Genomic DNA, 23,576 nt, shown 5'->3' on the forward strand with positions numbered 1-23,576 from the left:
GCGATGCACGAGGCCCAGCCTCCGGTCATCGATTCGGCACTTAAGGGGGCGTGTCCGCGTTGCGGCGCGCCTTCCTTGTTTTCGGGCTGGGTGAAGTTTGCCGAGCGCTGTCCGAGCTGCGGGCTCGACTATGCGGCGTTCAATGTCGGGGACGGCCCCGCCGCTTTCCTCACGCTGATTGTCGGCACGATCATCGTCGTGCTCTCGATCGCGCTTGAGCTCGCCGCGAGCCCGCCAATCTGGCTGCACCTGCTGCTGTGGATCCCGCTGACGGTCGCGCTCGTGGTTTTCTCCCTGCGCTGGGCCAAGGGCGCGCTGCTCGCGCTAGAGTACCGCAACGCCGCGCGCGAGGGGCGGCTCAAGGACCGCGCGCCATGAGGGTGCCGCTCATCCCCACCATCCTCGTCGCTCTGGCCGTCGCGGCGATGATCGGCCTCGGCATCTGGCAGCTCGACCGCCGCGCCGAGAAGGAGGCGATGATCGCGCGCTATGCCGGCAACAGCGCACGCGCCGTGATGGCGTTCCCCAACCCGCCGATCGGCGACGAGCATTTGTTCCGCCGCGCTTCGGCGATGTGCCTCGAGGTCGTCGGCTGGAGCGAGCAGGCCGGCCGCGCCGAGAACGGCACCAAGGGCTGGCGCCACATCGCCGAGTGCCGCACCGGGATCGAGGCGCTGACGGTCAAGTTCGATCTGGGCGTCAGCACCGCGCCCGGTGTGGCCCCGGTGTGGAAGGGCGGCGAGGTTACCGGCGCGATCACGCATGCGCCCGACGCGACACCGCTGCTCGCCGGCCTGTTCGGCAAGCGGCGGCCGCGCACCTTGATGCTCGTCTCCGAGAAGCCCGCCCCCGGCCTCGCGGAGAGCGCGCGGCCCGATCCGTCGAGCGTCCCCAACAACCACCTCGCTTATGCCGTGCAATGGTTCCTGTTCGCGCTGGCGGCGGTGGTGATCTACGTGCTCGCGCTGCGCTGGCGGGACAAGCGCGCCGTGCCTCCGCCCCCGCCTCCGTCGGCGGACCCCGCCGAACCAGGGCCGCCGCAAAGCTAGACTTTCTTGCCGCTCGGCCCCCGCGCGGCTAACTCCGCGCCTCATGCGCTACCAGAGCACGCGCGGCGCCGCGCCCGAACTCGATTTCCGTGACGTGACGCTCGCCGGGCTGGCGCGCGACGGCGGCCTCTATGTTCCGGTCGAATGGCCGCGCTTCAGCGAAGCCGAGATTGCGGGCCTTGCCGGCCTCTCCTATGTCGAGACCGCCGTCCGCGTGATGGCGCCGTTCGTGTCAGGCAGTCTGACAGATAACGAGCTGCGCGAGCTGTGCACCCGGGCCTATGGCCGCTTCAGCCATGATGCGGTCACGCCGCTCGTCCAGCTCGACCACCGCCATTTCCTGCTCGAGCTGTTCCACGGCCCCACGCTCGCCTTCAAGGACGTTGCGCTCCAGCTGCTCGGGCTGTTGTTCGAGCGTTTCCTCAAGGGCACCGATCAGCACCTCACCATCGTCGGCGCGACCAGTGGCGATACCGGCTCGGCGGCAATCGACGCGGTGGCGGGGCGCGAGGGCATCGACATTTTCATGCTCCACCCGAGCAAGCGGGTGAGCGACGTGCAGCGCCGCCAGATGACGACGGTGCTGTCGCCCAATGTCCACAACATCGCCATCGAGGGCAGCTTCGACGACGGCCAGCGACTCGTGAAGGCGATGTTCAACGACGCGGATTTCTCGTCGCGTTTCCAGGTGACCGCGGTCAACTCGATCAACTGGGCGCGGCTGATGGCGCAGGTGGTTTATTATTTCTACGCTGCCGTGCGCCTCGGCGCGCCGGGCCGCCAGGTCGCGTTCAGCGTGCCCACCGGAAATTTCGGCGACGTGTTCGCGGGCTATGTCGCGGCACGGATGGGGTTGCCCGTCGCGAAGCTGGTGGTCGCGACCAACGTCAACGACATCCTCCATCGCGCGCTCTCCGCGGGCGACTATTCGACCGGCACCGTCACCCCGACCGCCGCGCCGAGCATGGACATCCAGGTCAGCTCGAACTTCGAACGGCTGCTGTTCGACCTCGCCGGCCGCGACGGCACCGCGCTGGCCGAACAGATGCGCGGGTTCGAGGCGAGCAAGGCGATGCGTCTCACCAATGCCCAGCGCGAGGGCGCGGCCAAGCTCTTCGCCAGCGACCGCATCGATGCCAGCGAGATGGCGCAGGCCATGGCCTGGGCCGCGAGCCACGCCGACGAGATCCTCGATCCGCACACCGCGATTGGCCTCGCCGCGGCGCGCCGCGCGGACATCGCCCCTGACGTGCCGATCGTCACGCTCGCCACCGCGCATCCCGCCAAGTTCGGCGACGCGGTCGAGCGCGCCACGGGCATCCGCCCGACGCTTCCCACGCGGATCGGCGACCTGTTCGACCGCGAGGAGCGCTACGATGTGCTGCCCGCGACGTTCGAGGCGGTGACGGGGTATATCGCGGAACGCGCCAAGCCCCGCGCCTGACTCATCGTCACGCACAGCGCTTGCCTCCGGGTGGGCCCCGGAACAAGTCCGGGGTGACGGTTGACCTTTGCTCGCCGAATGGCGCTAAAGGCCCTCATGAACCTCGTCACTCTCACCGGCGAACCCTGGGCCGATTACGGCCTCGTTGACTCCGGCAATGGCCGCAAGCTTGAGCGCTATGGCGACTATCGCTTCATCCGCCCCGAGCCGCAGGCGATGTGGGCGCCCGCGTCCGAGGACTGGGACGCGCATGGCGAGTTCACCCCCGCGCCCGACGACGAGGGTGGCGGCCGCTGGGTGTTCGGCCAGAATGGGTTGAGCGGGCCCGTCCCGCGCGAGGGCTGGCCGCTCGGCTGGGACCAGGTCCGCTTCACCGCGCAGACCACGCCCTTCCGCCATCTCGGCTTCTTCCCCGACATGGCGCCGGTGTGGAGCTGGATGCGCGAGCAGGTCGCCGGGGTCGATGCACCGACGGTGATGAACCTGTTCGGCTACACCGGCGTCGGCACGCTGGCGATGGCCGAGTCGGGCGCGCAGATGGTGCATGTCGATGCGTCGAAGAAATCGGTCGAGGCCGCCAAGGGGAACGCCGCGCTCTCAGGGATGAGCGACAAGCCGATCCGCTGGATCATCGACGACGCCGGCAAGTTCGTCGCGCGCGAGGTGCGCCGCGAGCGCCGTTACGACGGCATCCTGCTCGATCCCCCCAAATATGGCCGCGGCCCGACGGGAGAGGTGTGGCAGCTCGAACAGGATCTGCCCGGCTTGATCGCCGATTGCCGCCAGCTCTTGGATGCCGACTCGCGGTTCCTGTTCCTCACCGTCTACGCGATCCGCATGTCGGCGCTGGCGATCGGTGAGCTGCTGAGCCAGCATTTCGCGGATCTGGGTGGCAAGATCGAATGCGGCGAACTCGCGGTGCGCGAAGAGGCGAGGGGGCTGCTGCTGCCGACGGCGATCTTCGCGCGGTGGAGCCGGTAAGCTCAGCTGGGCACTACTCTAGCCGTTTCGGCCGAGGCCCAACCGGGCGGCCGGCGTACCTGCACAGGGCATCTGCGACATGGCTGAGCTTCAGAAGCTGGCGTCTCGCTTTCATGGCGCGTGCAATTCGGAGCGCGTGTTCTTTCGGCAAGTCAGCCGGAATGGCGATGCGATAGTGCGCGAACCCGAAACTCAGTCGGCGGTTTGACGGCAGCACGGTGAGGCCGGCGCGTTCACAGAAGCGCTTGCGCAGCTGGATGCGATCCTTCCGCCCGCCGATCATGCAGTTCGTAATCTGCGGCTCCATGCTAACCCCGCCCCATCCGCATCGCCGCGCCGGCCACGAACGAGCACCCGGCCACCAGCACCAGGCTCACCGCCCCCAGCAGCTTCATCGCGCTCGCGTCGCCCGTCATCGCTCCCGCGCCGAAGATCAGCAGCGGCACCGCGAAGGGCAGCATCACCAGCCCCGCCACCGCACCCGCGCCGCGCAGTCCCGCGGTGAGCGCCGCGGTCGCCACGCCCAAGGCCGCCAGCCCCGGCGTACCGATCAGCAGCCCCAGCAGCGCCGCCGCGGTCTGCTCCAGCGACAGGCCGAGCAGCCCCGCCGCGATCACCGTCGCCGCGAGCAAGGTCGGCGCGAAGCCCAGCCAGTGCCCCAGCGTCTTCGCCGCCGCGACGTTCGCGTCATGCCAGCCGCGCACCGCGAGCTGGTCGAGCACGCCGCTCTCGAGGTCCGGGTTCACCAGCCGCTCCACCGGCAGCAGCGCGGCGAGCAGCGCCGCCGCCCAGATTACCCCGCCCCCGACCCGCGCGAGCAATTTCGGCTCCGGCCCGATCGCGAACGGAAACAGGATCGCCACCAGCAGGAAGAAGGCGACCGGCAGCGTCAGGCCGCCCGCCGCCCACGCCCGCCGCAGCTCGCGCCACACCAGGGAAGTAAAGCCGCTCACGCCGCTTCCCCGGCTGTGAATGGCGTCACCCTCACCCTTCCGGCGCTGCGCGCCTCCCTCCCTCTCCCAATGGGAGAGGGAAGAGGCCCGCGAGCGCAGCGAGTGGGAGGGGTGAGGGTGATCAGTTCCAGCGTCATGCCGCCTCTCCGATCACCACGCCGTGCGCGCCGGGGATGTGGATCGGCAGGTGAGTCGCGACCACGACGATCCCGCCCTCCACGCGATGCTCGGCGATCAGCGCGCCCAGCATCGCGGTCGCGGCGTGGTCAAGCCCGTTGGCTGGCTCGTCGAGCAGCCACACCGGCGCCCCGCTCGCCACCACGCGTGCGATCGCCACCCGCCGCCGCTGCCCGGTCGAGAGCAGCCGCACCGGCACCGGCGCGAGCTGCGCGAGGCCGACCGCCTCCAGCGCAGCCTCCGCCGCATCACGCCGCCCGTCCAGCCCGGCCCAGAACCCAAGCGCCTTCGCCACCGGCAGCTCGGGATCGAGCGCCGCCGCCTCGGTCAGCAAGGCGCGTTCCCCCTCGATCGCCACGCTGCCCGCCGCCGGCTTGAGCAACCCCGCCGCGATCCGGATCAGGCTCGACTTGCCCGCGCCGTTGGACCCGGTGACCAGCGCCGCGCCGCCTTCATCCAGCGTGAAGCTCAGCCCCTCGAACAGCAGCCGCCCGCCGCGCTGGCAGGCAACTCCCTCAAAGGCGAGCCGCGGTGTGTTCACCCGACGCTATCTTCCAGCGCGTGCATGTCATCGTCGGACAGGCCGAAATGATGCCCCACCTCGTGCACCACGACATGGGTGACCAGCGCCTCCAGACTCACCCCGGTATCGACCCATTCGTCGAGCAGCGGACGGCGATAGAGGTGGATCGTATCGGGCTGGGGCAGCTCGCCCAGGAATCCCTCCTTCTCGCCGACCGGCCGTCCCGAATAAAGGCCGGTCAGCTCGAACGGGTCCTCGAACCCCATGTCGCGCAGCGTCGCCTCGTCGGCGAATTCCTCGATCACCAGCACGACATCCGCGAGATGGGCCGCGAACGGTTCGGGAATCCGCGCCAGCGCCGCCCGGGCGAGCGTTTCCATCAGCTCGGCGCTCGGCGCGAAAGTCTCGGTTCTGTTCGCCATCACCCTGCGCTATGCCCGAGCGAGGCAAGGGAGGGAAGGATGGTCGAGCAACTGAGCCAGGCGGAGCGCGAGGACGCGCTCGAGGGGCTGCCCGAATGGGATTACCAGGAGGGGCGCGACGCGATCACGCGCCGCTTCACCTTCGACGATTTCAGCCAGGCCTTCGCCTTCATGACCCAGGTCGCGCTGCTCGCCGAGAAGGCGGACCATCACCCCGAATGGTCGAACGTGTGGAACCGCGTCGACATCCTGCTCACCACGCATGATGCCGGCGGTCTGTCGGGCCGCGACATCGACATGGCGCAGGCGATCGACGCGCTGGTCGATTGATCGCACGGCTTGCAAAATCGGGTTTGGTCTGCTCCCCTAGCGTAAAGCCGCCAAATTAGATCGAGCGGTACGGCGCGAAGGAGAGGGCATGGAATCGATCTTCATCACCGGCGGCGGTTCGGGCATCGGGCGGGCGGTGGCGCAGCTGTTCGCGTCGCGCGGCTGGCGCGTCGGCCTTGCCGACATCAACGATGCCGGGATGGCCGAGACCGCGCGGCTGCTCGGCGGCGCGCCGGTGACCGTCCACAAGCTCGACGTGCGCGACCGCGCGGCCTGGGACGGTGCCTTGGCGGACTTCGCCGCGGAGAGCGGCGGGCGGCTCGATGTGCTGTTCAACAATGCCGGGGTTGGCGTGGGCGGCAATTTCGCGCAAACCACGGTCGAGGAGCTCGACCGCTGCGTCGACATCAACCTGATGGGCGTCGTCTATGGCGCGCATGCCGGGCACCGCTATTTGAAGGCTTCGGGCGGGTGCCTGCTCAACACCGCGTCGGCGGCGGGCATCTACGGCACCGCGGGGGTCGCGATCTACTCGGCGACCAAGTTCGCGGTGCGCGGCTTCACCGAAGCGCTCGATGCCGAATGGCATGGCGAGGGGATTCGCGTGCGCGCGCTGCTGCCGAGCTTCATCGACACCGCGATCCTCGACGGCACGCCGGTGGGCAGCAACGAGACGATGCGCGACCGCGTGCGCGCGGCGCGGCTCGAATTCACGCCCGTGGAGCAGGCGGCGCAGGCGGCATGGGATGCGGTGCATGGCGACACGCTCCACACCCTGGTCGGCAAGACCGCGCGCCACATGTGGTTCGCCGCGCGCTTCCTGCGCGGGTCGATGCGCAAGCAGGCGCGCGGCGGGGCGAAGTGACGCGCCCGCCGCGCTCCCGGGTCAGCGCGCCTGGACGCGCACCAGCGGCGGCAGCACGCCGCGCTGCAGCTTGGTGTAGGTGAGGTCGACGCTGCGCAGGTTGCGGTTGCGGCCGCGCAGGTCCTTGGCAACGGTGCAGGCCCCGCCGCGCAGGATCTGGCGGGTCTGGATGTCTTGCCGCGCGCCGTTGTTGAAGCGCACGCGGACATTCTGCAGCCCGATCGGGCGGTTGATCGAGCAGATGCGGATCTGGCGGTGCCGCTCGTTGCCGCGCACCTGGATTGAATCGCGATCGGAACCCGCGCCGACGGTGCGGAAGCCGATCGTCTCCCAGCCGCGCTGCGCCATGGCGCCGGTGGGAAGGGCAAGCATTGCGATTGCCGAAAGACCGATGAGACGCTTCATGACCGTTCCTCTCTTCTAGGCCGAGGCAGATGACAGCAAGATGCCCATCGTGCCGCGACCGCAACGAAAGACTCCGATGAAAGTTGCCCTCATTTTTTCGCTCGCTGCCACCGTCCTGTCGGGCTGCGCACCCCGCTCTGCGCCGGCCGCTCCGGCGGATGCCTTCATGGCGCGCCTCACGTCGCTGTGCAGTAAGGCGTTCGCCGGGCGCGCGGTCACCACCGACCCTGCCGACGCCGGCTTTACCGGCAAGCCGCTGGTGATGCATGTCGCGGCGTGCGAGCCGGGCCGCGTTCGCATCCCCTTCCATGTCGGGGAGGACCGCTCGCGTACCTGGGTACTGACCCGCACGCCCGCCGGCCTGCGCCTCAAGCACGATCACCGGCACGCGGACGGCACGTCCGACACGCTCACCATGTATGGCGGCGAGACTGCAGTGCCCGGCTCGGCGACGCGCCAGGAGTTCCCGGCTGATGCCGAATCGATCGCGCTGTTCCGCGCCAATGGCGCCGAGCGTTCGGTCACCAATGTCTGGGCGATGGAGGTCGACGACACCAGCTTCGCCTATGAACTGCGCCGCCCCGGCCGACACTTCCGCGTCGAGTTCGACCTCACCCGCCCGGTGGCCGCGCCGCCGTTGCCCTGGGGCTGGCGCGGCTAGGCGCGCTCGAGGCTGCCCGTCCAGGCATAGCCGCGCAACAGCGGCTCGAACGCCATCTCCAGCCCCCCGGCGGCAGCGGTATGCTTGAGCGCTACCGGCAGGTCGCGTCGCGGGGTGACGTGGAACCGCGCAAGCCAGGCGAACAGCACGCGCCGCCACCAGCCGGGCAGCCGCTCCTGTTGGCCGAAATCGACGACGCGCAGCGCCCCGCCCGGCGCCACCGCCTTGGCCGCCTGCTCGATCGCGCCAGTCCAGTCGGGGATCATCGACAGCGTGTAGCTCAGGAACACACGGTCGAACCCGTCGATGCCGAACAGGTCGCGTGCGTCGAACTTCGCCGCATCGCCCTGAACCAGCACGATGCGGTCGGACAGGCCGGCCGCCGCCACCTTGGCCCGCGCGGTCGTGAGCATGGCCTCGGAGATATCGAGCCCGTAGAAACGCGCCTGGGGCCAGCGCTTCGCCGCTGCGATCAGGTTGCGCGCGGTGCCGCAGCCGACCTCGAGCACCGTGCCTCCGACGGGTGGCGCAAGCTCTTCGATCAGCCGGTCGCGCCCCAGCAGGTAATATTTGCGCGTCAGGTCGTAGATATGCCGCTGCGCCGCATAGACGCCGTCCATGCGCTGGGCGTGCGTCTCGCTCACGGCTTCAGGCGATAGAGATGCACGCCGCCATAGATCGCCGAACGGTCGCGTGCAGTGAAGTCGAGCGACTCCGCTTCGGCATAGTCCCAGCGGTCGAGGATCGCATCGGCGACACGCCCGGGCAGCAGCGTCGGCGCGGCGGCAGTGCGGAACAGCACCCGCGCGCCCGGCTTGGCGGTGCGGGTGATCTCGCCCCACAGCCGGTTGAGCTGCGCGTCGGTCATCCAGTCCTGCGCGTCGAGCAGGATATAGCGGTCGAGCGAGGCGGCAGGCATCGACTCGAGATACTCGACGAAATTCTGGTGGCGCACCTCGACCCGCTCTGCGCGCGCGCGCACCGCGTCATAGTTGCCGACCTGCAGATAGGGCGGCAGCGGCGCGTCCGCGCCCTCGCCATAGCCGCGCCCGAACGCCTGCCATGCGAAATAATTGTCCGAAAGGTCGAAGTCGCAGGCCAGCTTCTCGAGCCGGCGGCGCAGCACTGCGCCGATCCCGCGCGGATCGTCCGCCGCCAGCGCCTCATACTGCGCAGGCGGGATGCCGAGCCCGAACAGCGAAGCGGGCTGGTCGATCAGCCAGCGCACGAATTTCTTGTCGAACACCGGAGCGAGCCGTGTCTCGAAGATCGCGCGCTGCTCCTCGGGGGTCTTCGCCGCGAGCAGCTCGCGCGGGTCGATGCGGTAGAGCTTGGCGAGCAGGTGCGCCGCGCCGATGAAGCCGCCGAGCAGCCCGCGCTTGTAGAAGCCGCCGGCAAAGCCCTTGATCCGCCGCCGCCCGGCCAGGTCGCGGCCCTCCCAGTAGCGCCGCGCCGTCTCGTCGAGATGCGGGGCGAGCAGGGCGCGATAGGCGGCGACATTCTCGGGCCGGTTCGCCTGGCCGAAGAAGCGGTGGAACGCGGCATGATCGGGCAGGTGCTGCGCGGCGGCGACCTTCAACTTGTTGAGCGCGATGTGCGCGGTGTTGAGATCGACCGCGGTGATCTTGGCGGGATCGGCGGTGAGGTAGGAGAGCACGTTGCAGCCGCCACTCGCGATCGTCACGACATGGCAGTCGGGGGTGATCGCCAGCGCCTCCATGTCCACCTCAGGGTCTTCCCAGATCTGGGCATAGACCAGGCCGCGAAAGGCGAAGGTGAAGGCGCGCTCGAGCAGGCCTTCCTTGCTCAGATGCTCGTGACGATGAACGGCGGTGCGCACCGCGCGGTTGCGCGGCTGGCTGGCAATCGAACCCATATGACGCTCCTGGGAATCCCGATCCGGGCCCATATTTCGGTCGCGTGTCAGTCCCGTGACGCCCGTTGTCACGAAACCGTCATCCTTCAGTCGCGGCAATAGCCCTCGCCGACCGTCGCGGTCAGGCAGTCCTTCTTGCCCTCGAGATATTTGAGACCCGTCGCCGCACCATCGGTGGCGCGCAGCACCCTGGCGCCGTCAGGGCGGGTGAAGGCGATGCCTTCCTCGGTCGCCACCCCGGCAAAGGTGCCCGTCGCGCCCGGATCGAGGCTGTAGGTGTTGGTCAGGCGATAGCGGCCCGGACCTGCCGGATCCTTCGCGATGGTCAGCACCAGCCCCTCGACGCCGACCCATTTACCGACCCAGCCGTCGCGATTGGGCGCCTCGGCCGCCTTCTCGGCCTTCTCCGCCTCCGCGGTCACATTCTCGGCGATCGCTTCGGCGTTCGCCACCGCATTCTGCACTAGCGCGGCCTGCTGCTCGTTGCTCATCTCGCCGCATCCCGACAGCGCCGCCAGCGCCGCGCTCACCGCCAAAAGCCGCATGATTGCCCCTCCAATTCGAACTTTCGCCGATCCGGTGTAGCCTTCCCCGCGCGAAACGCCTAGAGAGCCGCCATCCGCTCAGCTTAGGGAACGCACCGCTCTTCCAATGCGCATCGCCATCGCTTCGGATCACGCCGCCTACGAACTCAAGGCGGTCCTCGCCGAATGGCTCCGCGGCGAGGGGCACGAGGTGCTCGATCTCGGCACCGACGGACCCGCCAGCGTCGACTATCCCGATTTCGGCTTTGCGTTGGGCAAGGCGATCGCCGCGGGCGATGCCGAACGCGGCGTCGCCTTGTGCGGCTCCGGCATCGGCATCTCGATCGCGGTCAACCGCGTGCGCCACGCGCGCTGTGCGCTGGTCTCCGAGCCGCTCTCCGCCCGCCTCGCGCGCGAGCATAATGATGCGAACGTCCTCGCCATGGGCGCCCGGCTGATCGGCCCCGAAATGGCCAAGGCCTGCATCACCGCATTCCTCGCCACCGGCTTCGGCGGCGATCGACATCAGCGCCGGGTGGACAAGCTGACCGATCCGGCCCTCTGAAGGACTTAAGGCATGAGCACCAACCCGATCTCCGCCGTCCAGCCGGATGGTTTCTTCACCCGCAATCTCGCCGACGCCGATCCCGCGGTGTTTGCCGGCGTGACCCACGAGTTGGAGCGTGAACAGTATCAGATCGAGCTGATCGCCAGCGAGAACATCGTCTCCAAGGCGGTGCTCGAGGCGCAGGGCAGCGTCTTCACCAACAAATATGCCGAGGGCTATCCCGGCAAGCGCTATTATCAGGGCTGCCACCCTTCCGACGAGGTCGAGCAGCTCGCCATCGACCGGGCCAAGCAGCTGTTCGGTTGCAGCTTCGCCAACGTCCAGCCGCACTCGGGGGCGCAGGCCAATGGCGCGGTGATGCTCGCGCTGACCAAGCCGGGTGACACGATCATGGGCCTCAGCCTCGACTCGGGCGGCCACCTGACCCACGGCGCCAAGGCGGCGATGTCGGGCAAGTGGTTCAACGCGGTCCAGTATGGCGTCGACCCGGTGACGCACCTGATCGATTTCGACGAGGTCGCAGCCAAGGCGCGCGAGCATCAGCCCAAGCTGATCATCGCGGGTGGCTCGGCCTATCCGCGCATCATCGATTTCGCGAAGTTCCGCGCGATCGCGGACGAGGTTGGCGCGATCTTCATGGTCGACATGGCGCATTTCGCCGGCCTCGTCGCCGGCGGTGTGCACCCGACGCCCTTCGGCCACGCCCATGTTGTCACCACCACCACGCACAAGACGCTGCGCGGCCCGCGCGGCGGCGCGGTGTTCACCAATGACGAAGCGATTGCCAAGAAGATCAATTCGGCGGTGTTCCCCGGCCTTCAGGGCGGTCCGCTGATGCACGTCATCGCCGCCAAGGCGGTGGCGTTCGGCGAGGCGCTGCGTCCGGACTTCAAGGCCTATGCCGCGGCGATCGTCGAGAATGCCAAGGTGCTCGCCGCGACGCTGACCGAGCGCGGCGCCGCGGTCGTTTCGGGCGGCACCGACACGCATCTCGCGCTGATCGACCTGACCCCGCTCGGCGTCACCGGCAAGGACGCCGACGAGGCGCTTGAGCGCGCGGCGATCACCTGCAACAAGAACGGCATCCCCAACGACCCGCTGCCCCCGGTCAAGACCAGCGGCATCCGCGTCGGGTCGCCCGCCGGTACGACGCGCGGCTTCGGCCCGGCCGAGTTCCGCGAGATCGGCAACATGGTCGCCGACGTGCTCGACGGCCTGCGCAGCAAGGGCGAGGACGGCGATCCGGAAGTCGAGGCGAGCGTCCGCACTCGCGTCCGCGCGCTGTGCGAGCGCTTCCCGATCTACCCGGAGGCGTGAGGATTGCGCTGTCCCTTCTGCGGAAATGAAGACAGCCAGGTAAAGGACAGCCGCCCCACCGAGGATGGGGCGGCGATCCGCCGCCGCCGCCAGTGCGAGGCGTGCGCGGCGCGCTTCACCACCTTCGAGCGGATCCAGCTACGCGAGCTCACCGTCCTCAAGTCCGAGGGAACCGGCGACGCCCGGCGCGAGCCGTTCGAGCGCGACAAGCTGATCCGCTCCGTCTCGCTCGCCTGCCGCAAGCGCCCGATCACCGCCGGCCAGATCGAGAAGCTCGTCTCGGGCATCCAGCGCCAGCTCGAGACACAGGGCGAGACCGAGATTCCCTCACAGCGCATCGGCGAGCTGGTGATGGCGGGGCTCAAGGGCCTTGATTCGGTCGCCTATATTCGCTTCGCTAGCGTCTATCGCGACTTCCGCGAGGCCAAGGATTTCGAGGCGTTCGCGAGCAGCGTGAACGAGGTCGGCCATGAGAAGGCGAAGGGGGGATGACAGCGCCGGTCCCAGGGCCCGTCATCGTACTCGTCCGGCCCCAGCTCGGCGAGAATATCGGCAAGGCCGCCCGCGCGATGCTCAATTTCGGGCTGGCCGAGATGCGCCTCGTCGCCCCGCGTGATGGCTGGCCCAATCCCTCCGCCGGCCCGGCGGCGAGCGGCGCCAATATCGTGCTCGAACAGGCGCGCGTGTTCGACAGCGTCGCCGAGGCAGTGTCCGATTGCGAGCATGTCTATGCCACCACGGTGCGCAAGCGCGGTGTGACCAAGCCGGTGGTCACGCCGACCGAGGCCGCATCGGAAATCCACGCCGCGCCCGGCCGCAGCGCGATCCTGTTCGGTCCCGAACGCTCGGGACTGGAGACCGAGGATGTCGCGCTCGCCCGCGCGATCCTGACCGTTCCGATCAATCCCGAGTTCGGCTCGCTCAACCTGGCGCAGGCGGTGATCCTGGTGGCTTATGAATGGTCGAAAGGCCGCGATCTCGTCCAGCCGCCGCGCGTTGATCTCGATCCGCCTGCACCGCAGGCCGAGCTCGAAGGGCTGATCGGCCATCTCGAGGCGCTGCTCGAGGACAGCGGTTATTTCTATCCGCCCGACCGCGTGCCGACGACGAAGCTCACGCTGCGCAACCTGCTGACCAAGCCCGGCTGGACCGAGCAGGAATTGCGCACGCTCCGCGGTGTGCTCTCGGCGCTCGAGGGGAAAAAGCGCGTGCGCGGCTAGAACCGGCTTGTCGCGTGGGTTGGCGCGGCTAGAAGAACGCGTATCCAGTGGAGTTCTTCATGATCAGTCTGATTCTCGCGGTCGCCGCCTCGGTCGCGCCCATCGCCAACGATACGCCCGCCCCGGCTCCCACCCCGGCTCCCGAGCGCAAGATCTGCAAGGTCGAGAACTCGTCCGCCAGCCGTCTCGGCGCCAAGCGGATCTGCCGGACCGAGGCCGAGTGGAAGGCTGCACAGGACGCCGTCAGCCGCGACCTCGACAGGCGCGAGCGCCAGTAACCCGCGATTCCGGCCTAGCTCGCATGGCGCGCCGGGACTGCTATGCTTGACTCGCGCGTGCCACGCGGCTAGGCGCGCGCCTTCGCAATCGGCCTCGCACTCCGGTGAAGCGGCGGCCCTGCCTTGATGGCAGGCGATACCGGAATCGCGATCAGGTGAAGTTCCCGAAAGGGATTGGCGCCGGGTCAACGTCGTTAGCAGTTGTAAGGAAGTTCAAATGTCGAAGCGCTCCAGCGCCAAGTACAAGCTCGATCGCCGCATGGGCGAGAACATCTGGGGTCGTCCCAAGTCGCCGGTCAACAAGCGCGAATACGGCCCCGGCCAGCACGGCCAGCGCCGCAAGGGCAAGATGTCGGACTTCGGCATCCAGTTGCGCGCCAAGCAGAAGCTCAAGGGCTATTACGGCGACGTCACCGAGAAGCAGTTCAAGAAGGCCTATGAAGAGGCGTCGCGGATGAAGGGCGACACCGGCCAGAACCTGATCGGCCTGCTCGAGCAGCGCCTCGACATGATCGTCTATCGCGCCAAGTTCGCGCCGACGATCTTCGCCGCGCGCCAGCTGGTCAACCACGGCCACGTCAAGGTCAATGGCGAGAAGTGCAACATCGGCTCGCGCCGCATCAAGCCGGGCGAGACCGTCGAGCTGGGCGGCAAGGCGCAGGAGATGGCGCTGGTGATGGAGGCACAGAGCCTCGCCGAGCGCGACATCCCCGACTATGTCGCGCCCGACGGCGCGTCGAAGATCACCTTCACCCGCGTGCCGACCCTCGATGAGGTGCCGTATCCGGTGAAGATGGAACCGAACCTGGTGGTCGAATTCTACTCGCGCTGAGGCAAGGCATCAGCCGGACAAGCAAAAGGGCGGTCTCGCGGGGCCGCCCTTTTTCGTTGGTCCGTGCTCGGCACGTTCAATAGCCCGCGCGTGCGCAGAGCCGGTAAAGCTGCAGGACCCTCGGATCGCTCGCGCCGTAGCGCGCCCGGAACGCCGCTTTTCGCGCGCAATTGGCACGCGCACGCGTTGCGGAGCTGGCCTCGCTGGTCCTGCGGCTCGTTTGTCCAGGCGAACGCTTGCGCGCTTCGATCTCGGCAATCTGTCCCTGGGCGATTGCCGAGCCGACGATCGTCATGTCGCCCATCGCCCCGTCCTGGGCAATGGCGGGCGGCGCAAGCAGGATGCTGAGCAGGACGAGCGCTAGCTGCTTCATGCGGGGCTCCGATTCCAGCTGGATGCCGGCATCGTATAACGAGCACCGGAGCAGCCGGTTTCACGAACATGGGGCGGCCTTCAGCCCGCCCCATTCCCGTTTCAGGGGGCCTTCAGAAATGCCGCGCTCTTCTGCAGCATCTGCGTCCGCGCTTCGCTATCCTCGAGATAGTGATCGAGACCTGGGAAGATCACCAGTTCCGATTTGGCGCCGGCGGCCTTGAGCTTGTCGTGCATCAGCTGGGCGTGCCCGACCGCCACGTTGCGGTCCATGTCGCCATGGAAGATCAGCACCGGCGCCTTAATCGCGGCGGCGTGCCGCGCCGGCGATCCCTGCTCGATATGCGGTCCGCTGCCGACGAAGCGCTCGACCTCGCGATGGCTCGAATAGATCGCGCTGTCGCTCTTGAACCGGTCGAGATCGGTCACTGGCGCGACCGCGACGACGCGCTTGAACAGGCCGGGTTCGGTGGCGGCGGACTGGAGCGCCGCATAGCCGCCATAGGACCAGCCGAAGATGGCGAGCTTTGCGGGATCCGCGATGCCCTCGCTCACCAGCCAGCGTCCCGCGTCATTGACGTCCCCGATCGCGGTCTTCCAGCTCTGGAACCCGTTTTTCTGGAACCAGGCGTCGCCATAGCCGGTCGAGCCGCGGAAGTTGGGCTGGAGCACCGCGAATCCCTGGCTCGCGAAATATTGCGACAGCCAGTCGAAGCCCCAGTCGTCGCGCGCGCCCGGACCGCCATGCGGCAGCACGATGGCGCGGATCCCTTTCGTGCTCCCCTGTGTCGGCAGCGTCAGATAGGCCGGCACCATCGTACCGTCCGCGGCGCGATAGGTGATGTGCCGCATCTCGGCCAGCTTCGCCTTTTCGAGCTGGGGCCGCGCCAACGCGACCTCGTTCAGCGTCTTGGCCGTGCGGTCGAACAGATAGTAGCGGCCCGGATCGATGTCGCTCCCGGCCCAGATCAGCAGCCGGTTCTCGTCCTCGCTCGAATCGACCACGCGAATCAGCGGTAGCTTGGGCAATGCCTTGGCGAGCGATTTGACGAGCTTCGACACCGCCGGGTCGAAATATTCGACCGAGGGGATGTCGGTCGAGTAGGTCGCGCCGATGATGCGCCCGTTGCGCCCGATTCGAGCAAAGCCCGTCACATCCATCTGCGGATGGGCATAGACCAGTTTCTCGGCGCCGCTGCCGTCGAGCGCGCGGGTGTATGCCGCGAGCCTGCCGTCGACGCGCCGCAGACCATAGGCGACGTCGAGCGCGGGATCGATGCCATAGGGATCGAAGCCGGCCCGGTCGGGTCCGACGGTGCTGAGCGCCTCCCATGCCTTGCTGCCCTTGCGGCGATAGGAATAGGTGCGAACGCCGGTGGTGTATCCGTCGCGTGCCTGCACGCGCCCCATCATCCGCACATTGCCCTTGCCGTCGGTGAAGAACTCCGCGGCGTCGCGTGAGGCCAGTTCGACGGTACGCGACTGGAGCGTACGCGCGTCAACCAGGTCGACGCCGAGCCCTTCCTGCTTTTGCGCGAGCCGCGTGCCGGTGGTCGTCTCGGGAACATATTGGCGGATCATCATCACCTGCCCGTCGGTTCCCGGGTTCCAGTCGATCACCGATCCGCCGAACGTCGCATAGCCGAGCTGTTCGCCCGTCCCCCGCGTGTGGCTGAGCACCTTCATGTTGCTGCCGTCGTGATCCATCGTCGTCAGGCGCGTCGACACGATCAGCCCCTCGGGCAGGCGGACCACGCCATAGACGGTGCACAACAGCCGCGTGTTGCTCGCCCAGCGGCACCCGCTGACTCGCTCAGGCTTGCCGTCCGACGCGGCGATCGCCTTGGGTGCAGCCGATCCGTCGAGCGGAACCACGAATACGCCGGAGCCCTGTCCCTTCAGCGGCACGACATAAGCGAGCTTGGTCCCGTCGGGCGACAGGCTGGCCTGCTCGACATATTCGCGCGCGCCGAATGCGGCCGCGGCATCGAAATCCTGCGCGGCAGCTGGCGATGCGGCGGAAAGGCCGGCCAGACAAATCCAGTGCTTCACGTTGCTTCCCCCCGTTCTTCCGCAACCTGCAACGCCGGGGCGCGGTTCGCAAGCGCCGCCGCTTGCTCCCGTCGCCGCCCCCTGCCAGAAGGCGCGCAATGAAATTACCGGAGATGATGCCGATGCGCTTCGCCCTGCTGGCCCTGCTGGGGCTTGCCGCCTGCAATTCCGCGCCGTCCGCGCCGCCCGAACCCGAGCTGCCGGCAATGCCGATGGAGACGCTCAAGGAGGCGACGCGCATCCTTTCTTCCGACGAATTCGAGGGCCGCGCGCCGGGCACCGCGGGCGAGAAGAAGACGCTCGACTATCTCGTCCAGCAATTCCAGAAGGCGGGGCTCCAGCCCGGCAACCCAAATGGACCCAATGGCCCCAGCTGGTTCCAGGACGTGCCGCTGGTCGCAATCACCGCGAAGAATGTCTCGAACCTCGCCTTCGCCGGCGGCAGCCAGCCGATCAGCCTCAAATACGGCCCCGAGTTCGTCGCCGGCACCTATCGCGTGACGCCCAGGGTCGAGGTCAAGGACAGCCCTGTCGTATTCGTCGGCTACGGCATCAACGCGCCGGAAAAGGGGTGGAACGACTATGCCGGCCTCGACGTCAAGGGGAAGACCGTGGTCATCCTCGTCAACGATCCCGACTGGCAGACTCCCGAGGCCAAGGGCGAGTTCAACGGCCGCGCGATGACCTATTACGGCCGCTGGACCTACAAGTTCGAGGAAGCCGCACGTCAGGGCGCCGCCGCCGCGATCATCGTCCACCAGACCGAACCCGCCGCCTATGGGTGGAACGTTGTCCAGTCGAGCTGGACCGGTGAGCAGCAGGTCGCCGATGCCGCCAACGGCCATGCCGACCAGTCGGCCGCGATCGGCTGGATCCAGCTCGACAAGGCCAAGGCGCTGTTCGCCAGCGGCGGGCAGGATTTCGACAAGCTCGCCGCCGCGGCGAAGCAGAAGGGCTTCAAGCCGGTCGCGCTTGGCGACGTCAAAGCCTCGGTCAGCTTCGACAACGACATCCGCAAGCATGCCTCGAAGAACGTGATCGGCATCCTCCCCGGCAAGACTCGGCCGGACGAATATGTCCTCTACACCGCGCACTGGGACCATCTCGGCCGCTGCGAGGCGGCGCCCGACGGCGACGACATCTGCAACGGCGCGATCGACAACGCCACCGGCACCGCCGCTTTGGTCGCGCTGGCCGAGGCCAACGCCAAGGCCGGCGCGCCCGATCGCAGCCTCGTCTTCATCGCCGTCACCGCCGAGGAATCGGGCCTGCTCGGTTCCAAATATTATGGCGACAACCCGGTCTATCCGCTCGCCAAGACCGTGGGTGGCGTCAACATGGACGCGCTCAATCTGACGCCCCCGGCGAAGAATGTGATCGTCGTCGGCAAGGGCAAGTCGGGCCTCGACGCCTATCTCGATCGCGCGCTGGCCAAGCAGGGCCGCGTCGCCAGCAACGAGCCGACGCCGGAGAAGGGCTTCTACTACCGCTCGGACCACTTCATGCTCGCCAAGCACGGCGTGCCGATGCTCTATTTCGACGCGGGCGACGATCTGGTCGAGGGCGGCACCGCGGCGGGCAAGGCCGCGGCGCAGGATTATGAGAAGAACCGCTACCACGGCCCCAAGGACGAGTTCGACCCGAACTGGAACTGGGCGGGCGTGGAGAAGGATCTCCAGATCTACTATGCCGTCGGCCGCGCGCTGGCCTCGACCACCGACTGGCCCAACTGGGTCGAGGGCGACGAGTTCCGCGCCGCCCGCGACAAGAGCCGCCAGGGAGCCAAGTAAGCGCGATGAAGCCGACGCCGCCGCCCGAATGGTCCAGGCACAAGGCCGTATGGATCGGCTTTCCCAGCCATCCCGAGCTGTGGGAGTCGCTCGGCGCCGCGCGTGCCGAGGTCGCCGCCTTCGCGCGCGCGGTCCATGCCGGTGGCGCAGGCGAGCAGGTGCTGCTGGTCGCCGCGGACGAGGAAGCGGCGGCCGCGGCGCGGCTGCTCGCGGGGGACTCGGCGAAGGTGGTGGTCACGCCGTTCGGCGACATCTGGCTACGCGATACCGGGGTGATCCTCGACAATCAGGGTGTCGGCCACGACTTCGAGTTCAACGGCTGGGGCGGCAAGTATAATTACGAGGGCGACGAGGAGGTCGGCGCGCTGCTCGCCGAGAAGCGCCGGATCGAGGTGCAGCCTCACGACTGGGTGCTCGAGGGCGGCTCGATCGACTGGGACGGCACGGGCCTCGTCGTCACCACCGAGCAATGCCTGCTCAACCGCAACCGCAACCCCGCCATGTCGATGCGCGAGGCGGAGGAGCGGCTGTACGCGGATCTCGGTTTCGATCGCGTGCTGTGGCTCGGCAATGGCCTGGCGATGGATCACACCGACGGCCATGTCGACAATCTCGCGCGCTTCGTCGGGGAGAATCGCCTCGCGATCCCGGTGCCCGAGGAGAACGACCCCAACTGGCTGGTCTATGCTGACGCCAGGCGCCGCGCCGAGGCGTTCGGGGTGGAGGTCGTCCCGATCCCGTCACCCGGCCGCGTGATGCACGGCGACGAGGTGGTCCCGGCGAGCTACATGAACTTCTACATCGGCAATGCCGCAGTGGTGATCCCGGTCTACGGCCAGCCCAACGACCGCAAGGCGGTCGAGGTCATCGGCGCGCTCTTCCCGGGACGCGAGGCGGTCGGCCTGCGCGCCGACCATATCCTGACGGGTGGTGGGAGCTTCCACTGCATCTCGCAGCAGATTCCGAAGTAGCGACGTGCCGATGCCCTCATTCTTTACCGTCGCGCCTGAGAATGAAGCCGAGACCGTCGCCCATCTGACCGCGAAGGGATTCCCACCCTCTCGCATCGACAAAGATGAAGAAGGCGAGGTCGTCCTCGTCTTTGCGGACGTCCCCGACGAGCAAATGCACAAACTGGCGCAAGCGCTGCCAGTCCACCTGAGCACGAAGCTTGGAATCGTGATGGGCGATCGGCCGCCCTTCGGCACCTAAGCCCTTACCCTAGTCACCCCGGCCTTGTGCCGGGGTCCGCCGTGCCGCCGGCACTGACCCCTCCCCCTCATACCACATCGCTCGCCGATCCGTGGACCCCGGCAAAAGGCCGGGGTGACGGAGCGGAGCCGCTCCCCTAAATAGCGCCGCATGACCCAGATCACCGTCGCCGCGCTCCAGCTCGCGTTCACCAGCGACACCGCGCAGAACATCGCCAACGTCGCCGACCTCGTGCGCGAGGCGGCAGGGAAGGGCGCGCAGGTCGTGCTGCCGCCCGAGCTGTTCGAAGGCGAGTATTTTTGCCGGGTCGAGGATGAGGCGCTGTTCGCTTCGGCCAAGCCTGTCGCCAGCCACCCCGCGGTCACCGCGATGCAGGCGCTCGCCGCCGAGCTGCAAATCCACATCCCCACCAGCTTCTTCGAGGCCGACGGGCCGCATTTCTACAACAGCCTCGCGATGATCGGCCCCGACGGCAAGGTCGCAGGGGTCTATCGCAAGAGCCACATCCCCGATGGCCCTGGCTATGAGGAGAAATTCTACTTCCGCCCCGGCAACACCGGCTTCAAGGTGTGGGACGGCCCCGCGGCGGATGCGACGCTCGGCGTCGGCATCTGCTGGGACCAATGGTATCCCGAAACCGCGCGCACGATGATGCTGATGGGCGCGGAGCTGCTTTTCTACCCCACCGCGATCGGCTCGGAGCCCTATGACGCCGATCTCGACACCAGCCGCATGTGGCGCCGCGCGATGGTCGGCCATGCCGTGTCCAACGTCGTGCCCGTGATCGCATCGAACCGCATCGGCACCGAGGGCGGCCAGCTTTTCTACGGCCACAGCTTCATCTGCGACGAATGGGGCGACATCCTCGCCGAGTTTGGCGCGGAGGAGACTGGCGTGCTCACCGCCACGCTCGACCTCGATCGTGTGCGCAAGCACCGGGCCGGCATGGGCTTCTTCCGCGATCGCCGGCCCGAGCTTTACCGGCGGATGGTCGAGGACATCTGACGCGCCACGCGCGCGCCGGCGATCCCCAGCAACGGCGCGAGCCCGAACAGCAGCAACGCGCCCAGCAGCGCGGGCGACCCCAGGTCGTCCAGGCTGCTCAGATGCGCCAGCCGGTCGCCCGCCAGCGTGTAGAACAGGATCGACGGCGCGAGCCCGATCGCGGTCACCGGAACGAACGCGCGCAGCCGCATCCCCGAAAGCCCCGCGAGCAGGTTGGCCGACCAATAGGGGACAAAGGGAAGGAGGCGCAGCGCGAACAGATAGGCGGCGCCGTGCCGCGCGATCCCCGCTTCATGCCGCGCAAGCAGCGGCGCGAGCCTTGCGCGGACCGCTTCGCGCAGCATGTGCCGGGCCGCCAGCTGCGCGATCGTCGACCCGGCCACGCTTGCGGCGAGAGTGAGCACGAATCCGGTGACCGGCCCGAACAGGCTGCCCGCGGCGACGCCGATCAGCGGCGCGACGGGAAAGCAGAGCGCGGTCAGCACCAAGATGACGAGGAAGGCCAGCGCCAGCGCGGCCAGGGGGTGCGCCGCACTCGCCGCGTCCAGCGCGCCGTTGAGCCGCTGCACCGCATCGATCGACAGCCACCCCGCGGCAAAACCGGCAAGGCCCCCCGCGACCATGATGATCGCGAGCAGCAGCCACAGCCGTCCCAGCCGGTCGATCCCGCGCATCCCGCTTCCCGTCGCGTGTCCAGCGGGTGCCGAATAGGCGCGGCGTATGACAGCAGCGAGTCAGCGGCGCCGCTTGCAATGTTGGAACGGGTTTGCTCCACCCTGGTCGATGGAACGGCCTTCCCCGCCAGCCGCGCGCGCCTGCAACCGCCCGATCGCGGCCCCGGTGCGTCAACCTCGTCGACCGCCGCCGTTCGCGCGCGCGTGGCAGTGTGACTTTTGGGACTTTACGTCCCTCATACCGTCCCGCGCAGCTCGAGCGCCCGCGCGAACACTGCCTCGAACATCGCCGCGGTCAGCCGGCCGGTATTCTGGTTGTAGCGCGAGCAGTGATAGCTATCGATCAGCACGCGCCCGTCGGGCATGCGATGCTCGGCAAGATGCGCGAAGCGGCATTTGGGCAGCTTGCCGCCCAATATCTTGACCGCGCTCTGGTGCGCGATCTGGCCCAGCGCCATGAAGATGCGCGCGGGAATCACATTGGCCTGCGTGTCGGCGAAGGGGCGGCAGTTGCGCGCCTCCTCCGGGGTCGGCTTGTTCTCGGGCGGCAGGCATTTGACCGAGTTGATGATGATCGCGCCCTTGAGCTTGAGGCCATCGTCGGGCCGCGCCTCGTACATCCCCTCGGTCAGGCCGAACTTGGCGAGCGTCGCGAACAGGAGGTCCCCGGCATAGTCGCCGGTGAACGGCCGCCCGGTGCGGTTGGCGCCGTGCTTGCCCGGCGCAAGGCCGATGATGCCGAGCCAGGCCTCGGGGTCGCCGAACGCGGGCACTGGCGCATTCCACCAGCCGGGATGCTCGGCGCGCAGCTCGTGCCGCAGCGCCACCAGCCGCGGGCAGCGCGGGCAGTCGTGCGGCGGCTCGGTATCGGGCAACGGGCTTGGCGGGACCATGCGGGAGCGATAGGCCGTGCGGCGTGACAAGCTCAACCCCGGCGCAGCTCTATGTCGTCGCCCTCGGCTCGAACCGCCGCGGCCGCCACGGTGCGCCCGAGGCCGAGCTGCGCGCGGCGCTCGCCGCGATCGGCGGGGTGGTGAAAGCTTCGCCGATCATCGCCACCGCCCCGCTTGGTCCCGCGCGCCGCCGCTTCGCCAATGCCGCGGCGCTGGTCGAGAGCGCGGAGAGCCCGCCGGCGCTGCTTGCTCGCCTCAAACGAATCGAGCGTGATTTCGGCCGTCGGCGCGGCCGCCGGTGGGACATGCGGGTGATCGATCTCGACATCATCCTGTGGTCGGGCGGTGCATGGGCGAGTCCGGGGCTGGTGATCCCGCACCCGCAATTCCGCCGTCGCGGGTTCGTGCTCCAGCCGCTGAACGCGATCGTACCGGACTGGCGCGACCCGCTCAGCGGGCGCACGGTGCGCCAGCTCGCCGCGCGAGGGGCCATATAAGGAGAGTCCAATGCCACTGATCCTGTTGCCTCTCGCGTTGGTCACGTTGCAGACCGCCGAGACACCTCCGCCGCCGCAGGCCAGCGCCGGCATCTATCGTCTGCCCTATGCCGACGGCACGCAGCTTCGCGTGTTCGACGATACCCGCACGCACCGGCCGCGCGCGCGCATCGACCTCGTCGCCATGGGCCCGCGCAAACCCTACCGCATTGTCGCCGCGGCGGCGGGGACTGTGATGGCGATCCAGGACAGTTACGGCGAGCGCCAGAGCGGCCGCGCGGCGAGCGAATGCCGCAACAATTTCGTGTGGATCGCGCACCCCAATGGCGAGTGGACCGGCTATTCGCACATGGCCAAGGGCTCGGTGACCGGCCTCGCGAAGCTCAAGGTTGGTCAGAAGGTCCGCGCCGGGCAGCTCCTCGGGATTGAGGGCGATGTCGGCTGCGCGATGCTCGAGCATCTCCATTTCGAGGTCGCTGTGCCCGATCCGGCAAGGCCCGTCGATGCCGGCGGATTCCTCACCGGCAATGACGGGAGCAAGCGCAATCGTGAGCCGCGCTTCTGCGGCATTTCCGGAACGATCAACAAGGAGGAGGTCCATACCGCCAAACGCTGCGCCGGTTGACCGCAAGGGATCGCGCCCCTAGGTGCAGCGG

Annotated in this window: 31 protein-coding genes; 19 read left to right on the top strand and 12 right to left on the bottom strand. The window is 68.2% G+C overall.

Annotated features, from left to right (window positions below; genetic code table 11):
• Positions 1-3 precede the first annotated feature (3 nt).
• From OK349_RS12745 to OK349_RS12760, 4 genes are all read left to right on the top strand, one after another.
• The gene (locus tag OK349_RS12745; RefSeq protein ID WP_265118171.1) at positions 4-378 is read left to right on the top strand and encodes a DUF983 domain-containing protein; all 375 of its coding nucleotides are present in this window, start codon (positions 4-6) and stop codon (positions 376-378) included.
• Entirely contained in the window at positions 375-1,049 is a 675-nt protein-coding gene (locus OK349_RS12750; protein WP_265118172.1) for an SURF1 family protein, read from the top strand. Before OK349_RS12745 ends, OK349_RS12750 begins: the two co-directional genes overlap by 4 nt.
• A 43-nt stretch (positions 1,050-1,092) precedes the next feature.
• Positions 1,093-2,493, top strand: a complete 1,401-nt coding sequence (thrC, locus tag OK349_RS12755) for a threonine synthase (RefSeq protein WP_265118173.1) — start codon at positions 1,093-1,095, stop codon at positions 2,491-2,493.
• A 96-nt stretch (positions 2,494-2,589) separates the two neighbouring features.
• Positions 2,590-3,474, top strand: coding sequence for a class I SAM-dependent methyltransferase (locus tag OK349_RS12760; RefSeq protein WP_265118174.1), 885 nt, complete (start codon positions 2,590-2,592; stop codon positions 3,472-3,474).
• Between the two features lie 13 nt (positions 3,475-3,487).
• Here OK349_RS12760 and OK349_RS12765 read toward each other — a convergent pair whose 3' ends face one another.
• The 4 genes from OK349_RS12765 to OK349_RS12780 all read right to left on the bottom strand — a co-directional run bounded on the left by OK349_RS12765 (position 3,488) and on the right by OK349_RS12780 (position 5,549).
• Entirely contained in the window at positions 3,488-3,781 is a 294-nt protein-coding gene (locus OK349_RS12765; RefSeq protein WP_265118175.1) for a hypothetical protein, read from the bottom strand.
• A 1-nt stretch (position 3,782) separates the two neighbouring features.
• Positions 3,783-4,427, bottom strand: a complete 645-nt coding sequence (locus OK349_RS12770) for a heme exporter protein CcmB (protein WP_265118176.1) — start codon at positions 4,425-4,427, stop codon at positions 3,783-3,785.
• A 133-nt stretch (positions 4,428-4,560) separates the two neighbouring features.
• On the bottom strand, positions 4,561-5,145 hold the full coding sequence (gene ccmA / locus OK349_RS12775; RefSeq protein WP_265118177.1) for a heme ABC exporter ATP-binding protein CcmA: 585 nt from the start codon (positions 5,143-5,145) through the stop codon (positions 4,561-4,563).
• Positions 5,142-5,549, bottom strand: coding sequence for a metallopeptidase family protein (locus OK349_RS12780; protein ID WP_265118178.1), 408 nt, complete (start codon positions 5,547-5,549; stop codon positions 5,142-5,144). The genes ccmA and OK349_RS12780 overlap by 4 nt, the downstream gene beginning before the upstream one ends.
• 39 nt (positions 5,550-5,588) lie before the next feature.
• Here OK349_RS12780 and OK349_RS12785 point away from each other — a divergent pair, with 39 nt between their 5' ends.
• Positions 5,589-5,879 carry a 4a-hydroxytetrahydrobiopterin dehydratase gene (locus tag OK349_RS12785; RefSeq protein ID WP_265118179.1) on the top strand — a complete coding sequence of 97 codons (291 nt, stop codon included), beginning with the start codon at positions 5,589-5,591 and terminating at the stop codon, positions 5,877-5,879.
• Positions 5,880-5,967: 88 nt separating this feature from the next.
• The gene (locus OK349_RS12790; protein ID WP_265118180.1) at positions 5,968-6,744 is read left to right on the top strand and encodes an SDR family oxidoreductase; all 777 of its coding nucleotides are present in this window, start codon (positions 5,968-5,970) and stop codon (positions 6,742-6,744) included.
• A gap of 21 nt (positions 6,745-6,765) precedes the next feature.
• Here OK349_RS12790 and OK349_RS12795 read toward each other — a convergent pair whose 3' ends face one another.
• Positions 6,766-7,149 (bottom strand): hypothetical protein, encoded by a 384-nt coding sequence (locus tag OK349_RS12795; RefSeq protein WP_265118181.1) that lies wholly within the window; start codon positions 7,147-7,149, stop codon positions 6,766-6,768.
• Between the two features lie 166 nt (positions 7,150-7,315).
• Here OK349_RS12795 and OK349_RS12800 point away from each other — a divergent pair, with 166 nt between their 5' ends.
• Complete coding sequence (locus OK349_RS12800; protein ID WP_265118182.1) at positions 7,316-7,810, top strand: hypothetical protein; 495 nt, start codon at positions 7,316-7,318, stop codon at positions 7,808-7,810.
• Here OK349_RS12800 and OK349_RS12805 read toward each other — a convergent pair.
• From OK349_RS12805 to OK349_RS12815, 3 genes are all read right to left on the bottom strand, one after another.
• A complete protein-coding gene (locus OK349_RS12805; RefSeq protein ID WP_265118609.1) occupies positions 7,807-8,430 on the bottom strand; it encodes a class I SAM-dependent methyltransferase in 624 nt (207 codons plus the stop codon). The two genes, OK349_RS12800 and OK349_RS12805, sit on opposite strands and share 4 nt — an antisense overlap.
• Positions 8,431-8,450: 20 nt before the next feature.
• Entirely contained in the window at positions 8,451-9,686 is a 1,236-nt protein-coding gene (locus OK349_RS12810) for a BtaA family protein (RefSeq protein ID WP_265118183.1), read from the bottom strand.
• 86 nt (positions 9,687-9,772) lie between these two features.
• Positions 9,773-10,231, bottom strand: a complete 459-nt coding sequence (locus tag OK349_RS12815) for a hypothetical protein (protein ID WP_265118184.1) — start codon at positions 10,229-10,231, stop codon at positions 9,773-9,775.
• A 106-nt stretch (positions 10,232-10,337) separates the two neighbouring features.
• Between OK349_RS12815 and rpiB the strand changes: the two genes are divergently transcribed.
• The 6 genes from rpiB to rpsD all read left to right on the top strand — a co-directional run bounded on the left by rpiB (position 10,338) and on the right by rpsD (position 14,425).
• Complete coding sequence (rpiB, locus tag OK349_RS12820; protein ID WP_265118185.1) at positions 10,338-10,775, top strand: ribose 5-phosphate isomerase B; 438 nt, start codon at positions 10,338-10,340, stop codon at positions 10,773-10,775.
• A 12-nt stretch (positions 10,776-10,787) separates the two neighbouring features.
• Positions 10,788-12,095, top strand: a complete 1,308-nt coding sequence (glyA, locus tag OK349_RS12825) for a serine hydroxymethyltransferase (protein ID WP_265118186.1) — start codon at positions 10,788-10,790, stop codon at positions 12,093-12,095.
• A 3-nt stretch (positions 12,096-12,098) separates the two neighbouring features.
• Positions 12,099-12,587 (top strand): transcriptional regulator NrdR, encoded by a 489-nt coding sequence (gene nrdR, locus OK349_RS12830; RefSeq protein WP_265118187.1) that lies wholly within the window; start codon positions 12,099-12,101, stop codon positions 12,585-12,587.
• Positions 12,584-13,315, top strand: coding sequence for an RNA methyltransferase (locus tag OK349_RS12835; protein ID WP_265118188.1), 732 nt, complete (start codon positions 12,584-12,586; stop codon positions 13,313-13,315). The genes nrdR and OK349_RS12835 overlap by 4 nt, the downstream gene beginning before the upstream one ends.
• 59 nt (positions 13,316-13,374) lie before the next feature.
• The gene (locus OK349_RS12840) at positions 13,375-13,593 is read left to right on the top strand and encodes a hypothetical protein (protein ID WP_265118189.1); all 219 of its coding nucleotides are present in this window, start codon (positions 13,375-13,377) and stop codon (positions 13,591-13,593) included.
• Positions 13,594-13,810: 217 nt separating this feature from the next.
• A complete protein-coding gene (gene rpsD / locus OK349_RS12845; protein WP_265118190.1) occupies positions 13,811-14,425 on the top strand; it encodes a 30S ribosomal protein S4 in 615 nt (204 codons plus the stop codon).
• Between the two features lie 76 nt (positions 14,426-14,501).
• On the opposite strand, the gene OK349_RS12850 is transcribed toward rpsD, so the two are convergent.
• A complete protein-coding gene (locus OK349_RS12850) occupies positions 14,502-14,798 on the bottom strand; it encodes a hypothetical protein (RefSeq protein ID WP_265118191.1) in 297 nt (98 codons plus the stop codon).
• Between the two features lie 101 nt (positions 14,799-14,899).
• Positions 14,900-16,849, bottom strand: a complete 1,950-nt coding sequence (locus OK349_RS12855; protein ID WP_265118192.1) for an alpha/beta hydrolase family protein — start codon at positions 16,847-16,849, stop codon at positions 14,900-14,902.
• 122 nt (positions 16,850-16,971) lie between these two features.
• On the opposite strand from OK349_RS12855, the gene OK349_RS12860 reads away from it, so the two are divergent.
• The 4 genes from OK349_RS12860 to aguB all read left to right on the top strand — a co-directional run bounded on the left by OK349_RS12860 (position 16,972) and on the right by aguB (position 20,856).
• Positions 16,972-18,639: a M28 family metallopeptidase gene (locus OK349_RS12860; protein WP_265118610.1), complete on the top strand. Its 1,668-nt coding sequence runs from the start codon at positions 16,972-16,974 to the stop codon at positions 18,637-18,639.
• 5 nt (positions 18,640-18,644) lie between these two features.
• Positions 18,645-19,610, top strand: a complete 966-nt coding sequence (locus tag OK349_RS12865) for an agmatine deiminase family protein (protein ID WP_265118193.1) — start codon at positions 18,645-18,647, stop codon at positions 19,608-19,610.
• 10 nt (positions 19,611-19,620) lie between these two features.
• Positions 19,621-19,851, top strand: a complete 231-nt coding sequence (locus tag OK349_RS12870) for a hypothetical protein (RefSeq protein ID WP_265118194.1) — start codon at positions 19,621-19,623, stop codon at positions 19,849-19,851.
• Positions 19,852-20,001: 150 nt separating this feature from the next.
• Complete coding sequence (gene aguB / locus OK349_RS12875) at positions 20,002-20,856, top strand: N-carbamoylputrescine amidase (RefSeq protein ID WP_265118195.1); 855 nt, start codon at positions 20,002-20,004, stop codon at positions 20,854-20,856.
• On the opposite strand, the gene OK349_RS12880 is transcribed toward aguB, so the two are convergent.
• Positions 20,829-21,530, bottom strand: coding sequence for a TVP38/TMEM64 family protein (locus OK349_RS12880; protein WP_265118196.1), 702 nt, complete (start codon positions 21,528-21,530; stop codon positions 20,829-20,831). The genes aguB and OK349_RS12880 overlap by 28 nt on opposite strands.
• 236 nt (positions 21,531-21,766) lie before the next feature.
• A complete protein-coding gene (locus OK349_RS12885) occupies positions 21,767-22,423 on the bottom strand; it encodes a uracil-DNA glycosylase (RefSeq protein ID WP_265118197.1) in 657 nt (218 codons plus the stop codon).
• A gap of 23 nt (positions 22,424-22,446) precedes the next feature.
• On the opposite strand from OK349_RS12885, the gene folK reads away from it, so the two are divergent.
• A complete protein-coding gene (folK, locus tag OK349_RS12890; protein WP_265118198.1) occupies positions 22,447-22,920 on the top strand; it encodes a 2-amino-4-hydroxy-6-hydroxymethyldihydropteridine diphosphokinase in 474 nt (157 codons plus the stop codon).
• A gap of 10 nt (positions 22,921-22,930) precedes the next feature.
• The gene (locus tag OK349_RS12895; RefSeq protein WP_265118199.1) at positions 22,931-23,545 is read left to right on the top strand and encodes a M23 family metallopeptidase; all 615 of its coding nucleotides are present in this window, start codon (positions 22,931-22,933) and stop codon (positions 23,543-23,545) included.
• The last annotated feature ends 31 nt before the right edge of the window (positions 23,546-23,576 follow it).

The sequence above is a fragment of the Sphingomonas sp. BT-65 genome, assembly GCF_026107375.2.
GTDB lineage: Bacteria > Pseudomonadota > Alphaproteobacteria > Sphingomonadales > Sphingomonadaceae > Sphingomonas.